15 protein-coding genes are annotated in these 14186 nt (G+C 34.9%); all 15 read left to right on the top strand.

Going from position 1 to position 14186, the window contains the following annotated elements; translation table 11 throughout:
• The first annotated feature begins 23 nt into the window (after positions 1-23).
• The 15 genes from J6Y29_01065 to clpX all read left to right on the top strand — a co-directional run bounded on the left by J6Y29_01065 (position 24) and on the right by clpX (position 14034).
• Complete coding sequence (locus J6Y29_01065; GenBank protein ID MBP5426482.1) at positions 24-407, top strand: hypothetical protein; 384 nt, start codon at positions 24-26, stop codon at positions 405-407.
• Positions 408-432: 25 nt separating this feature from the next.
• Entirely contained in the window at positions 433-1185 is a 753-nt protein-coding gene (locus tag J6Y29_01060; protein ID MBP5426481.1) for a F0F1 ATP synthase subunit A, read from the top strand.
• 13 nt (positions 1186-1198) lie between these two features.
• A complete protein-coding gene (locus J6Y29_01055) occupies positions 1199-1432 on the top strand; it encodes an ATP F0F1 synthase subunit C (GenBank protein MBP5426480.1) in 234 nt (77 codons plus the stop codon).
• A gap of 94 nt (positions 1433-1526) precedes the next feature.
• Positions 1527-2009 carry a F0F1 ATP synthase subunit B gene (gene atpF, locus J6Y29_01050; GenBank protein MBP5426479.1) on the top strand — a complete coding sequence of 161 codons (483 nt, stop codon included), beginning with the start codon at positions 1527-1529 and terminating at the stop codon, positions 2007-2009.
• Positions 2009-2563, top strand: coding sequence for an ATP synthase F1 subunit delta (atpH, locus tag J6Y29_01045; GenBank protein MBP5426478.1), 555 nt, complete (start codon positions 2009-2011; stop codon positions 2561-2563). The genes atpF and atpH overlap by 1 nt, the downstream gene beginning before the upstream one ends.
• A 10-nt stretch (positions 2564-2573) precedes the next feature.
• Entirely contained in the window at positions 2574-4133 is a 1560-nt protein-coding gene (locus J6Y29_01040) for a F0F1 ATP synthase subunit alpha (GenBank protein ID MBP5426477.1), read from the top strand.
• Positions 4093-4953, top strand: a complete 861-nt coding sequence (atpG, locus tag J6Y29_01035) for an ATP synthase F1 subunit gamma (GenBank protein ID MBP5426476.1) — start codon at positions 4093-4095, stop codon at positions 4951-4953. Before J6Y29_01040 ends, atpG begins: the two co-directional genes overlap by 41 nt.
• Before the next feature lie 21 nt (positions 4954-4974).
• Positions 4975-6375 (top strand): F0F1 ATP synthase subunit beta, encoded by a 1401-nt coding sequence (atpD, locus tag J6Y29_01030; protein MBP5426475.1) that lies wholly within the window; start codon positions 4975-4977, stop codon positions 6373-6375.
• Between the two features lie 4 nt (positions 6376-6379).
• A complete protein-coding gene (gene atpC, locus J6Y29_01025; protein ID MBP5426474.1) occupies positions 6380-6787 on the top strand; it encodes an ATP synthase F1 subunit epsilon in 408 nt (135 codons plus the stop codon).
• Between the two features lie 17 nt (positions 6788-6804).
• Entirely contained in the window at positions 6805-8265 is a 1461-nt protein-coding gene (locus J6Y29_01020; protein ID MBP5426473.1) for a glutamate--tRNA ligase, read from the top strand.
• A gap of 1 nt (position 8266) precedes the next feature.
• The gene (locus J6Y29_01015; protein ID MBP5426472.1) at positions 8267-9946 is read left to right on the top strand and encodes a glutamine--tRNA ligase/YqeY domain fusion protein; all 1680 of its coding nucleotides are present in this window, start codon (positions 8267-8269) and stop codon (positions 9944-9946) included.
• Between the two features lie 141 nt (positions 9947-10087).
• The gene (locus J6Y29_01010; protein MBP5426471.1) at positions 10088-10606 is read left to right on the top strand and encodes a hypothetical protein; all 519 of its coding nucleotides are present in this window, start codon (positions 10088-10090) and stop codon (positions 10604-10606) included.
• Between the two features lie 169 nt (positions 10607-10775).
• The gene (locus J6Y29_01005) at positions 10776-12065 is read left to right on the top strand and encodes a trigger factor (GenBank protein MBP5426470.1); all 1290 of its coding nucleotides are present in this window, start codon (positions 10776-10778) and stop codon (positions 12063-12065) included.
• Between the two features lie 72 nt (positions 12066-12137).
• A complete protein-coding gene (clpP, locus tag J6Y29_01000; GenBank protein ID MBP5426469.1) occupies positions 12138-12722 on the top strand; it encodes an ATP-dependent Clp endopeptidase proteolytic subunit ClpP in 585 nt (194 codons plus the stop codon).
• 10 nt (positions 12723-12732) lie between these two features.
• Entirely contained in the window at positions 12733-14034 is a 1302-nt protein-coding gene (gene clpX / locus J6Y29_00995) for an ATP-dependent Clp protease ATP-binding subunit ClpX (protein MBP5426468.1), read from the top strand.
• Positions 14035-14186 lie beyond the last annotated feature (152 nt).

Raw genomic sequence — 14186 nt, 5'->3', positions numbered from 1 at the left:
TCAAGAGATAAGAGGTAAATCTTATGGATAAGAATGACTTGATAAGCGACCTAGAAAGTTATGTAGAAGAGCGAATAATCCAAATAACACTGCTAGTGTTTGTATTAATAATTTTAATCAAGAGAGATATTCGCGGTGGTGTTATTTTTGTTGTTACTAGTGCTATAAGCTATATTAGGTTTTATTGTATTAGTGATCTTATGGATGTGGTGATAAAGGGCCAAAAGGATTCGCTGGTTCATAGTTTAGTTAATTATGGTATGTCGCTCTTGATGACGGTAGTTTTTCTTGTGATAGCGTGTTTTACTTTTGGAGGAGTATATACATTATATGGCGTTATTGGAAGCATTATAGGAAGCTTGATAATAGTAGTGTTTGGCATACTGGGTGGTCTTAGCAATTTTTGAGTTTAACTAGAAGAAGGTGATTTATATGGAAGAAAAGATACAAGAAGCGCTAGTTACACGTGAAATATTTAGATTTTCTATAGGAAGACTAAATATTGTTGTGACAGAGTCAATGATCACAATGTGGATTGTTATGGTTGCACTGGTTATAATAGCGTATATTTTTTCTAGGAATCTTAAGACTATCCCTGATAAGAAACAGAATTTAGTTGAAATGGCTATAGAATTTATTGGGAATATGTGTAAAAAAACGATGGGACATTATTGGAAATATTTTGTTCCATATATAGGTACATTGGCGATATTCTTGAGTTTATCTAATATGATATCAATATTTAATGTGATACCTACAAGTAAGGACTTATATAATATTACGCACTTAGAAGTTTTTAATAAGATACCTAGTTATTCTATTACCCCGCCAACAAGAGATATAAATGTTGCAGCGGGATGTGCATTGATGACTATAGTGACAATCATTTTTTCTACTATCTATTTTAAGGGATTTAGAGGATGGATAAAAACATTGTGTAAGCCAGTAGCAGTTATGTTACCTATAAATATATTAGAGCTAGCAATAAAACCAATGTCGTTGTGCTTAAGATTATTTGGTAATATATTGGGTGCATTTATAGCGATGGAGATAACATATTCAATGCTACCGATATTGGCTCCTGTTATCATGAGTGCATATTTTGACTTATTTGACGGGATATTGCAAGCATATATATTTGTATTTTTATCGACTATATATATAGGAGATGCATTGGAAGATTAAGGAGGTGATTAGGATGAAAGAGTTACCAGTATCGATGGTGTTTGCGGCGGTAATACCGTTGTTGACATGCATAGTAGGAGGAATAGGATTAGCAGTTGCAACATCAAAGGCAGCTAATGCAGCAGCAAGACAACCAGAGGCAGCTGATAGAATTCAGTCTATGTTGATAATAGGAGGCGCGTTGATAGAGGCAACAGCAGTTTATGGTCTTATAGCTGCTATTATGATGATAATTAAACTTGGTTAATGGAAAATATGTGAAAAGTAATCGAGAAGATTGCTTTTCACAAAGTTTCCTTAAGAGAAGATATCCCTATATGGAAGAGGAAGGGTGAATATAGATGTTTAATTTTGGACCTACATTCATATGGACAATGCTAAATTTGATTGTTATGTATGTAGTCTTAAAAAAGTTACTCTTTAAGCCTATAATGAAGATAATGGAGGATAGAGAGAATAGCATAAAAAAACAAATAGATGACGCAGAACAATTGCAAAACGATGCTAAAGTATATAAAACTAGGTATAAAGAGCAGTTGGACAACGCCCAAAAGGATGGAGAATCAATTATAAAAGAAGCTAAGGAAGCTGCCCAAAAAGAGTGTGAACACATGATTGAGGAAACCAGAAGAGAGGCAGAAAAGATAATTATGAAAGCTCGAGGAGAGATAGAAGAAGAACGAGATAAGATGGTACAAGAGCTGCGAAAACAAGTAGTGGATCTTTCTATTTTAATTGCATCTAGGGTTATGGAGGTTAATCTAAATAACGAGACAAACAAGCAGGTTGTCAGAAATTTTTTAGATAAAGAAGGTGTATTATAATGGTAGAGGAAAGCAAAAGATATGCTAAAGCGTTATTTGATGTAGGGCTAAAGAGAAATGCGACATGTGACTACAAAGATAAGCTTTGTAATTTAAGAGAGTTGTGTAGTAATGAAAAAGAGCTTTGGCCATTTTTGCTAAATTATAGTATTAGCAAAAATGATAGGAAAAATGTTATTAGTAAGATTTTAGAAGATGACAATGAGGGAATCTTTTTAAATTTTGTTAAGCTTTTAATAGACAAGGATTGCATAAAATTTTTGTCATCAATAGAAAAAAGTTATAATAAGTTGTATAATGATTATCATAACATAATAGAACTTAGGGTAACATCTGCATTAGAGCTAGATGAAGCGGAAATACAAGCCATAAAGCGCAAGTATAAAGAAAAGTTTTGTGACTTTGACATAGATGTAATAAATGTAGTGGATAAAAGTATTATTGGTGGCATAAGGATAGAATATAAAGATAGGGTGATTGATGCCACATTAAGGACTAAATTAATGAATTTAAAAGAGCACATGTTGGCTGGTGAACAAAAATACGAAAAGTAGGTGATGAAGGTTGGGTATTAAGGCTTGTGATATTAGTGAAATTATAAAATCACAGATAGAAAACTATAATATGAAGGTTACTGCAGATACAGTAGGTTATGTTATAGAGTGTGGTGATGGCATAGCAAGAATAAGTGGGCTGGATGATTGTATGCAAGGTGAGCTCCTTAAATTTGAAGATGGCGAGTTTGGAATGGCCATGAATTTAGAGGAGGATAGTATTGCTTGTGTTATATTGGGCGATGACGCTAATATAAAAGAGGGAACAAAAGTTTACGGCACAAGTAGGGGTATTGAGATTCCGGTTGGTAGCGAAGTTTTAGGAAGAGTTATAAGTCCGTTAGGAGAGCCACTTGACGGGAAAGGTGAAATTTTATCTAAGAAAACGCGACCAGTTGAGTCAAAAGCTACAGGTGTAATAGATAGAAAATCGGTTAGTGTTCCGTTAGAGACTGGAATATTAGCGATAGATTCTATGATACCAATAGGAAGAGGTCAAAGAGAGCTTATAATTGGAGACAGAGGAACAGGCAAGAGTGCGATAGCTGTGGATGCAATAATAAATCAAAAGGGCAAAGGTGTTATATGTATCTATGTTGCAATAGGGCAGAAAGCATCAACTGTTGCGAACATAATAAATAAGTTAGAGGAAACTGGCTCAATGGAATACACAGTGATTGTGTCGTCTACTGCCAGTCAAAAGGAGTCGTTACAGTATATTGCACCTTATGCAGGAGTGGCAATAGCAGAAGAATTTATGTATAATGATCACAAAGATGTACTTATTGTGTATGATGATTTATCTAAGCATGCTATAGCGTATAGAGCAATGTCATTATTGCTAAAGAGGCCACCTGGAAGGGAAGCATATCCTGGGGATGTGTTTTATTTACACTCGAGGTTGTTGGAACGTGCAGCAAGAATAAGCGATGAATTGGGTGGAGGATCAATCACAGCTCTTCCCATAATAGAGACACAGGCACAGGATGTGTCAGCATATATACCGACCAATGTTATATCAATAACAGATGGGCAAATTTATTTAGAGCAAGAGTTATTTAATGCAGGACAAAGACCAGCAATAAGTGTCGGATTGTCGGTATCTAGGGTTGGAGGCGCGGCACAGATAAAGGCAATGAAGAAAGTTTCAGGTACATTAAGAATGACACTAGCACAGTATAGGGAACTTGCTGTTTTTGCACAATTTGGATCGGACTTGGATAAAACAACAAGAGAGACACTGATGCAAGGTGAAAAAATAATGGAGGTGCTAAAACAGGATCAGTATATGCCTATTGAGCAACAAGAACAAGTTGTTATTTTATATATAGCAATGAATAAGTATTTGATGGATGTTGAGACGAAGGATGTAAGAAAGTTTGTTAAAGATTTTATTGTATATATAAAAGAGAATTATCCAAAGATAATAAGTAGCATACATGATACTGGTGAGCTAACGGTAGGTACAGAGGATATGATAAAAAAAGCGGTAGTTGAGTTCAAGGAATCCACTAAAGGAGGATTTACAGATCATGGCAAAGATGAGGGAGATCAAGTTAAGGATAAATAGTGTTAAGAAAACTAAGCAAATAACTAAAGCCATGAAACTTATATCTGTATCAAAGATGAAGAAGGCAAGAAAACAGTATGAAGATACACAAGCCTTTTACAGAAGGGTAAAGGAAGTAATGGCAAAGGTGTTGAAGAAAGAGAAAAAGGTAGATAATATTTTTTTTAAAAAGGCAAAAGGTGATATAAAAAAAGCATACTTTGTGTTGTCCGGAGATAAGGGTTTGGCAGGAGGATATAACAACAACATAATAAAGATGGTTGAAGATAAGGTTAGTAAGGAAGACAAAATGTATGTCGCGGGGTTTTATGGAAAGAGTCATTTAAGTAAGAGCGGTTTTAATGTTGATGAAGATTTTGATTATCCTGTTCATAATCCTACTTTGCTAAGAGCAAGTGATGTATCTGAGATGTTCTTAACATTGTTTAAGGAAAACAAAATAAATGAGTTGTATGTTGTGTATACTAAAGTTGTATCAGGAATGTCATTTGAGACAAAAGAAATGAAGCTTTTGCCTCTTGATGAAAAGAGTTTGGAAGAAGAAATAAAATTAGTTTCAGATGAAGAAGAAGGTTTTTTGTATGAGCCGTCAGTAAAAGAAGTACTTAGAATATTGGTTGATAAGTATGTAAAAGGGATAATATATGGGCTGATGGTGGAAGCGTTTGTTAGTGAACAAACATCCAGGATGACGGCGATGGATAATGCAACGCGTAATGCAGATAAGATGATAAAGGAATTAGATTTATATTATAATAGAGCAAGACAAGCGGCCATAACTCAGGAGATAACGGAGATTATCGGAGGAGCTGCCGAATGATTTCTAAAAAGGAGGTATAGCATGAGTGGTGTAGGGAAAATAGTCAGGATAATTGGTCCTGTAATAGATGTAAAATTTAAGCCAGATGAATTGCCGAAAATATATAATGCTGTAGAGATAGAGAAAGACGGCGAGAAGATAGTGTGTGAAGTTATGAAGCATTTAGGAGATGATGTAGTAAGAGCGGTGTCTATGTCTCCTACAGAAGGATTAAAAAGAGGTATGCAAGTGGTGGATACAGGTGCACCTATTATGGTGCCAGTAGGTAGAGAAGTATTGGGTAGGGTGTTTAATGTACTGGGTGAGCCAATAGACAAACTAGGTGACGTACAAACAAAGGAACGCATGCCAATACATAGGAGTGCACCTGCACTAGAGGATCAAAAAGGTGCGACTGAGATATTCGAGACGGGAATAAAGGTAATAGATTTGCTAGCTCCATATGCGAAAGGTGGAAAGATTGGTTTGTTCGGTGGCGCTGGAGTGGGTAAAACTGTTTTAATACAAGAACTAATACGAAGGATAGCAACTAAGCACGGAGGATATTCTGTGTTTACTGGTGTAGGTGAACGATCTAGAGAAGGAAATGATTTGTGGAATGAGATGAGAGAGTCAGGAGTATTAGATAAGACTGCGCTTATATTTGGTCAGATGAATGAGCCACCTGGAGCAAGGATGAGAGTTGGGCTTAGTGGACTTACTGTTGCGGAATATTTTAGGGATAATATGCAGCAAGATGTATTGTTGTTTATAGATAATATATTTAGATTTGTACAGGCTGGATCTGAGGTATCGGCACTTATGGGAAGGATGCCATCCGCAGTTGGATATCAGCCTACATTAGCAACTGAGTTGGGTGAGTTACAGGAGAGAATTACATCTACAAATAAAGGATCAATTACATCAGTTCAAGCGGTATATGTACCAGCAGATGATTTGACTGATCCAGCCCCAGCAACTACATTTGCTCATTTGGATGCTACAACGGTATTGTCAAGGGAAATAGTAGACTTGGGTATATATCCTGCAGTTGATCCTCTAGAGTCTACGTCTAGGATACTGGATCCTAAGGTAGTAGGGGAGAGACACTACAATGTTGCAAGAAAGGTGCAAGAGATCTTGCAGCGCAATAAGGAGCTACAAGACATAATAGCCATATTAGGTATGGATGAGTTATCGGAGGAGGATAAGCTTGTAGTGTACCGAGGAAGGAAGATACAAAGATTCTTATCACAACCATTTTTTGTTGCAGAAAACTTTACTGGTATGGTGGGTAAGTATGTTCCAGTAGAGGAAACAATAAAAGGTTTTGAGGATATAATTGAAGGGAAGATGGATAACATTTCAGAGACGCACTTTTTGATGGCGGGTAATATAGACGAAGTATATGAGAGGGCAAAAGCATCGGAAAGCGAGGAGTAGTGATATGGATAAGTCATTTAAGTTAGATATAGTTACACCAGATAAAAAATTTTTTGGTGACATGGCAGAGATGATAGTAATAAACACATCTTTGGGTAAGATAGGTGTGATGAAAAATCATATTCCGATGGTGTTTGCGGTAATGGCTGGAATAATAAAGATAAGAAAAGATGGCGTTGATAGGAAAGCATTTGTTGGTGAAGGTTTCATGGAAGTGGGACGTAATTCCGTAACGCTTATGGTTGATGCGGCTGAGTGGCCGGAGGATATAGATTTAAGAAGAGCTCAAAAAGCAAAGGAAAGAGCAGAAGAAAATTTGCGAAGAGAGCTTGCACATAAAGAGTATATGAGGAATAAAGCGGCATTATTAAGAGCAATTGAAAGAATAAAAATAACTAAAAAGAGTATATGACAAAAGGAGTTTTAGAGATGAACAAAAGAGTGAGAACAAGGTATGCACCAAGTCCAACAGGTTACATGCACATAGGAAATTTAAGAACGGCTTTGTATGAGTATTTAATTGCGAAAAAAAATAAAGGGGATTTTGTGCTAAGAATAGAGGACACAGATCAGGAAAGATATGTCCCGGGTGCGGTAGAGGTAATATATAAGACACTAAAGATGGCAGGATTAAAACATGATGAGGGTCCAGATATTGGAGGAGATTATGGCCCGTATGTACAAAGTGAAAGAAAAAATATATATCTAGAGTATGCAAAAAAATTAGTTGATAAAGGTGAGGCGTATTATTGCTTTTGTACAAAAGAGAGATTGAGTAAGCTTAAGGAATCGCAATCTCAGTACGGTGAAGAAGGATTTAAATATGATAGACATTGCCTTCATTTAAAAAAAGAGGAGATAGAGAAAAATTTATTGGAAGGTGTGCCATATGTTATAAGACAAAAGATGCCAACAGAAGGAGTTACGGGGTTTGATGATTTTGTATATGGGCATATTGATATAGAAAATAAAGAATTAGATGATCAGATACTTATAAAGTCTGATGGGCTTCCTACGTACAATTTTGCCAATGTAATAGATGATCACTTAATGAAGATAACACATATTGTGCGAGGCAATGAGTACTTAACGTCTACACCAAAGTATAATTTGTTGTATAAGGCTTTTGGGTGGGAGTTGCCTTCATATGTTCATGTTCCGTTAATATTAAAAAATTCGGGACAAAAATTAAGTAAGAGAGCAGGAGATCCTTCTTTTGAGGATTTAGTTGAGCAGGGCTACTTAGTTGAGGCAATAGTAAACTATGTAGTGCTTTTGGGATGGAGTCCTAAGGGTAATCAAGAAATATTTTCATTAGCTGAGTTAGAGGATGTATTTGATATAAGTGGTATAAGCAAATCACCTGCGATATTTGATATAAATAAATTGAACTGGATGAATACTGAGTACATAAGAATGATGGACAAGGATAAATTCCATGAGCTTGCTTTACCGTATTATAAAAACTTGGATAAGAGTGTGTTAGATATACGAAGAATAAGTGAGCTAATTCAAGGAAGAGTTGAAAGATTGACGGATATTCCAGATAAGTTAACTTGTTTTTTGTTGTTGCCGGAGTACGACAATGAGATATATGTGCATAAGAAGATGAAAACTACACTAGAGATGTCTAGAGATAATTTGAAGGTAGCTTTGAAAATTCTAGACAAAGTAGATAATTGGACAGAGGATGCGATACACAATGCATTGTTTTCGGCTATACAAGATATGGGTATAAAGAATGGACAGATGTTATGGCCAGTAAGAACAGCAGTGACAGGATTGCCTGCATCGCCAGGAGGGGCAATTGAGATTGCTTATATACTAGGAAAGACAGAAACATTGCGAAGGATAAGAGTTGGTATAGAAAAATTAGGAGGTCTAAATTAAGATGGAAGAGAATGAGAGAGTTTATTCTAATTTTATTCAAGATATAATAGATGAGGATATATCGAGTGGACGGTGTACTAGAAAAATACATACAAGGTTTCCACCAGAGCCAAATGGTTATTTGCATATAGGTCATGCTAAGTCTATTTGTTTAAACTTTACTTTAGCAAAGCAGAATAATGGAATATGTAACTTAAGGTTTGATGATACCAACCCAAGCAAAGAGGAAGTAGAGTATGTTGATTCCATAATGGAGGATGTAAGATGGTTAGGGTTTGATTGGGAAGATAGATTATATTATGCATCAGGTTATTTTGACAAACTATATGAATTTGCAGTGGAATTAATAAAAAAAGGGAAAGCGTATGTGTGTGATCTAACAGCGGATGATATACGTGAGTATAGGGGTACATTGACGGAGCCTGGTAAGAATAGTCCATATAGAGATAGGTCAGTAGAAGAGAATTTGGATTTATTCATGAGAATGAAGAATGGAGAATTTGCTGATGGAGAGAAGGTATTAAGAGCAAAGATAGATATGGCATCGCCTAATGTAAACATGAGGGATCCTGTAATATATAGAATACTAAAAGTTGATCATCATAGAACAGGGGATAAGTGGTGTATATACCCAATGTACGATTATGCTCATCCATTGTCAGATTATCTAGAAGGGATAACTCATTCGGTGTGTACATTGGAGTTTGAGGCACATAGACCATTGTATGACTGGGTGCTAAAAGCTTTAGATTTGAAAAATTGTCCACGTCAGATAGAGTTTGCAAGGTTAAACTTAAATTATACAGTGATGAGTAAAAGAAAATTACTGGAGTTGGTGAAGAACGGTTATGTAGATGGATGGGATGATCCTAGAATGCCGACTATATCAGGCCTAAGAAAAAGAGGATATACACCATCGTCAATAAGGGATTTTTGTGCAAGGATAGGTATATCAAAAGCAGAAAGCACAGTTGATATAGGGCTTCTTGAGCATTGTATACGTGAGGAATTAAACCACGATGCGAGACGTTGTATGGTTGTGCTTCGTCCATTAAAGCTAGTGATTGACAATTATCCAGAGGATATGTTAGAGGAGTTTGATGCAGATAATAATCCAGAGGATGAGAATAGAGGGACAAGGAAAGTAAAATTTTCAAAGGTGGTATATATAGAAAGAGATGACTTTATGGAAAACCCACCTAACAAGTACTATAGGCTTGCACCAGGTAAGGAAGTTAGATTGAAACATGCATATTTTGTGAAATGCGAAAGCTTTGTAAAGGATGAAAAGACTGGAGAGATTGTTGAAGTTCATTGTACATATGATCCGACTACAAGAGGTGGTAATGCCGAAGATGGAAGGAAAGTTAAAGGAACAATACAATGGGTGTCAGATAAGTACGCAGTGCCAGCTAGGGTTAATCTTTACAACAATTTATTTACAGCAGAGAATCCTGATGATAGTGAGGGCAAGACATATAAGGATTACCTAAATCCAAATTCATTGGAGGTATTGGAGGATGCAAAAGCTGAGTTGTTCTTACAAGATGAGAAAGTAGGTACAAGATACCAGTTCTTGCGAATAGGATATTTTATATTGGATTCAAAAGAGGAAGGTAAACTTGTATTTAATAGGATAGTGGGATTAAAGGATTCGTGGGCAAAGATATTGAAAAAGTAGACTTTAATATATAGATACTTTGTATTGAGGTGATGATCTTAAATATAGGATTATCACCTTTTTGTTGTCAAAAAAGAGGATATTTTATAATAAATGTGGAATATGTAAGAGAGAGATTTTTTCGAAAGGAGGCCTGGTAAAATGGATTGGAAAAATAAAGCAAGGATAGGAGCTGGGATTGGTGCAGGAATTTTAGTTGAGATAGGATTTATTGGGGCTTTTTTTTCAGCGGGATTTTTTCCTATAGCGGGACAAATGGGCTTAAAAATATTTTTAATAGTAGTGTCTGTTTTAGAATCAATTTTAATAGGGGGAATGGCAGGGGGTATTACCTATGATATTTTAAAAGAAAGAGAAAGAAGCGAACAAATAACCAGAGAACGAGAAATGAGAGAAAGAGACATTTTACCAAGTTATGAAGATATAGAAAACGATATATTATTAGAGAATAGAGATATTGAACCACCAGGTTATGAAGAGAGAGAAAATGATAGACTGGTAGGACATGAGGATATGAATATAGAAGAGAATCCGCCAAGTTATGAGAATGCAACAAATGTGAATGATATAGAAAATAATAGAAAGAAAATTGATATGACAGATGTAGAAAATGGTGCTGAAAAAGAGATAAATGGAGAAGAGCGGGAAATTAATGAATAGGATATTTAAAAATAATGGAAAATATGTGTGATGTAAAGGCATTGCGCATATTTTTTTGAAATTTTGAAGATATATTTTTTTTAATTGCATTTATTATTTATTATGTGATATAATTGGTTCGCTTGAGGACAAATAAAAAAAGGTTTTATTAATAGGAGGAATAATTATAATGAAGTGTAAAGCAGAGAAATCAGGAAAGAGTGCAGTTAAGCTTACTATTGAAGTTGAAAATAAAGAGTTTTTAGAAGCTGTACAAAAATCGTATTTTAGAAATGTGAAGAAGTTTAACATTCCAGGATTTAGAAAGGGTAAAGCCCCTAAAAATATAATAGAGAGATATTATGGAAATGAAATTTTCTTTGAAGATGCAGTAGAAATTATTTTTAGATCGAAGTATCCAGAGGCTGTTAAGGGAAATAGTATAGAGCCAATAGATAATCCAACTCTAGATATAAAGCAAATAGGAAAAGATAAGGATTTAATCTTAGAGCTTGAGGTAGCAGTTAAGCCTGAAGTAGAGTTGGGTGAGTATATGGGTATAGAGATAGAAAAGGTTGAATATAATGTAACAGACGAAGATGTTCAAAAAGAGGTAGAGACTGCAGCAAAGAAAAACGCAAGAATAAAGACAGTTGAAGATAGAGCAATAAAAAATGATGATATTGCTACAATTTCTTATAAGGGAACTATAGATGGTGTTGCATTTGAAGGAGGTTCTTCAGATGAACATAAGCTTACTATAGGTTCTGGTGAGTTTATAGAAGGTTTTGAGGAACAATTAGTTGGAGCAAAATTAAATGATGAATTAAAGGTAAAGGTTACATTCCCGGAGAATTACTTCAAAAAGGAGTTGTCTAACAAAGAAGCTGTGTTTGAAGTGAAAATTTTGAAGATAGAAGAAAAAGAGCTTCCAGTTATCGATGATGAATTTGCTAAAGATGTAAGTGAGTTTGATACATTAGATGAGTACAAAAAAAGTATAAGGGATAAGCTTGAAAAAATAGCACAAGATAATACAAAAATCGAAACTGAGAATAGAGTAATAGAAAAAGTAGTTGAGAATGCTACTGTGGATATTCCTGATGTAATGATAAAAAGACAAGTTGACAATTTGATAAACGATTTTGAACACAGATTAAGTCATCAAGGAGTGGATTTGAATACATATTTGATGTACACAGGTTCTAATATAGAAACATTAAGGGAAAGTTTTGAAGAGAGAGCGAAAAGAGAAGTAAAAGCTCAGTTGGTTATAGAAGCAATTACGAAGAAAGAAAACATTGAAGCTTTAGAAGAAGAGATAAAAGAGGAAATTGAAAATATTGCTAAAGTTTACAATGTAACTGAAGAGGACTTCTATGAAGGATTTAGTGATGAAGATAAGAGATATGTTAGAAATAACGTGGCAGTAAAAAAATGCATAAAAATTCTAGTAGATAATGCAAAGATGAGTGAATAGGTATATAATATTATATGGGTATATAATGGAATAAATAAGTAAATATATATAATTAAAGGAGGTTTGACAAATATGAGTTTAGTACCGGTAGTTGTTGAGCAAACAAATAGAGGAGAGAGATCGTATGATATTTATTCTAGACTGTTGAAGGATAGGATTATTGTGTTAAGCGATGAAGTAAATGATGTTACAGCGAGTTTGGTAGTTGCGCAGATGTTGTTTTTAGAAGCAGAGGATCCAGATAAGGACATACAATTTTATATAAATAGTCCAGGAGGATCAGTAACTTCAGGATTTGCTATTTTTGATACAATGCAACACATAAAGTGTGATGTTTCAACAATTTGTGTAGGTATGGCAGCAAGTATGGGTGCATTTTTGTTAGCAGCAGGAGCGAAAGGAAAAAGATATGCACTTCCTAATAGTGAGATTATGATACATCAGCCATTAGGTGGAGCGAGAGGGCAAGCTACAGACATAAAGATTCATGCAGATCACATAATAAAAACAAAGGCTAAACTAAATCAAATATTAAGTGAGAGAACAGGAAAGCCTATAGAAACAATAGAAGCAGATACCGAGAGGGATAATTTTATGTCAGCACAAGAAGCAAAGGAATATGGATTAGTTGATGAAGTGATGACAAAGAGAAATTAGGAGAGGTGATATGGTGTCTAGGAGATATGATAATAGTGATGAAATTTGCTCTTTTTGCGAAAAGCCAGAAAATAAGACACGTGGATTAGTTTTAGGGCCAGGTGTGAATATTTGCAAAGACTGTTTGGAGCTTTGTGCGCAGGTGCTGGTTGAAAGAGAAATGAATATAATTGAAGATGAAGTGGTACAGGATATTCCAAAGCCTAAAGATATTAGGGCTGTTTTGGATCAGTATGTGATAGGTCAGGATGAAGTTAAGAAGGCATTGAGTGTGTCAGTGTATAATCATTACAAAAGAATAGGTAGTGATTGTGATGATTCAGATGTTGAGTTACAAAAAAGTAACGTTATAATGGTAGGGCCTACAGGTTCGGGGAAAACTTTGCTTGCACAGACGTTAGCTAAGATTTTGAATGTTCCATTTGCAATAGCCGATGCAACATCTTTGACAGAGGCTGGATATGTTGGAGAGGATGTTGAAAATATTCTTCTTAGATTAATTCAGGCAGCTGATTTTGATATTGAGAGAGCACAGAAGGGCATCATATATATAGACGAGATAGATAAAATAGCTAGAAAGTCGGAGAATCCCTCTATAACAAGAGATGTAAGTGGAGAAGGAGTACAGCAGGCATTGCTAAAAATACTTGAAGGAACAATTGCGGCAGTTCCTCCACAAGGAGGAAGAAAGCATCCTCACCAAGAGTATATACAAATAGATACCACAAATATATTTTTCATATGTGGAGGAGCATTTGACGGGATAGACAAAATAATACAAAACAGAATAGGTAAGAAAACACTTGGATTTGGAGCTAAGATTGAATCTAAAAAGGATCAAAAGATGGGAGAAATCCTAAAGAATATATTGCCTCAAGATTTATTAAAATTTGGATTGATACCTGAGCTAATAGGTCGTTTGCCGCTTTTAGCTGTTTTAGAACCATTGGATAAAAATGCGCTTATTAGTATACTAAAGGAACCTAAGAATTCTTTGGTTAAGCAATATAAAAAGTTATTTGAGATGGATAATTGTTTGTTAGAGATAGAGGAAGACGCGTTAGAGGCTATAGCAGAAAAAGCATTAAAAAGGCAAACTGGGGCAAGAGGTTTAAGGTCAATATTGGACGAAATTATGTTGGATGTAATGTATAATGTTCCGTCAGAAAAAAATGTTGAAAAATGTATTATAACTAAAAAAGTTGTAGATGGAGAGGAAAAGCCTACAATTGTATATAGTGAGACAAGAAGGACTCAACGAAAGACTTCAAAACAAAGAAGATTTGGTACAAGTAACCAAAGAGCTATATAATTTAAAAATTATATTAATGAATGTGGCAATGCATTTAGGTGTTATGGAGTGCTTGCTGCATTTTTGTTATACAAAGTAATTTTTGGGCGTTTATTATTATAATTTACTTTAAATATTATTTTGTAATTTTTTTGAAAAAAACTTTATTTTTT

The organism is Clostridiales bacterium, from assembly GCA_017961515.1.
GTDB lineage: Bacteria > Bacillota > Clostridia > Acetivibrionales > RGIG10202 > RGIG10202.
Note: the sequence above shows the minus strand (reverse complement) of the source record. Positions and strands in the feature narration are given on the sequence as shown.

Coding starts and splice junctions, on each gene's coding strand:
- J6Y29_01065 (MBP5426482.1), top strand. CDS start 24: ATGGATAAGAATGACTTGATAAGCGACCTAGAAAGTTATGTAGAAGAG.
- J6Y29_01060 (MBP5426481.1), top strand. CDS start 433: ATGGAAGAAAAGATACAAGAAGCGCTAGTTACACGTGAAATATTTAGA.
- J6Y29_01055 (MBP5426480.1), top strand. CDS start 1,199: ATGAAAGAGTTACCAGTATCGATGGTGTTTGCGGCGGTAATACCGTTG.
- atpF (MBP5426479.1), top strand. CDS start 1,527: ATGTTTAATTTTGGACCTACATTCATATGGACAATGCTAAATTTGATT.
- atpH (MBP5426478.1), top strand. CDS start 2,009: ATGGTAGAGGAAAGCAAAAGATATGCTAAAGCGTTATTTGATGTAGGG.
- atpD (MBP5426475.1), top strand. CDS start 4,975: ATGAGTGGTGTAGGGAAAATAGTCAGGATAATTGGTCCTGTAATAGAT.
- atpC (MBP5426474.1), top strand. CDS start 6,380: ATGGATAAGTCATTTAAGTTAGATATAGTTACACCAGATAAAAAATTT.
- J6Y29_01020 (MBP5426473.1), top strand. CDS start 6,805: ATGAACAAAAGAGTGAGAACAAGGTATGCACCAAGTCCAACAGGTTAC.
- J6Y29_01015 (MBP5426472.1), top strand. CDS start 8,267: ATGGAAGAGAATGAGAGAGTTTATTCTAATTTTATTCAAGATATAATA.
- J6Y29_01010 (MBP5426471.1), top strand. CDS start 10,088: ATGGATTGGAAAAATAAAGCAAGGATAGGAGCTGGGATTGGTGCAGGA.
- J6Y29_01005 (MBP5426470.1), top strand. CDS start 10,776: ATGAAGTGTAAAGCAGAGAAATCAGGAAAGAGTGCAGTTAAGCTTACT.
- clpP (MBP5426469.1), top strand. CDS start 12,138: ATGAGTTTAGTACCGGTAGTTGTTGAGCAAACAAATAGAGGAGAGAGA.
- clpX (MBP5426468.1), top strand. CDS start 12,733: ATGGTGTCTAGGAGATATGATAATAGTGATGAAATTTGCTCTTTTTGC.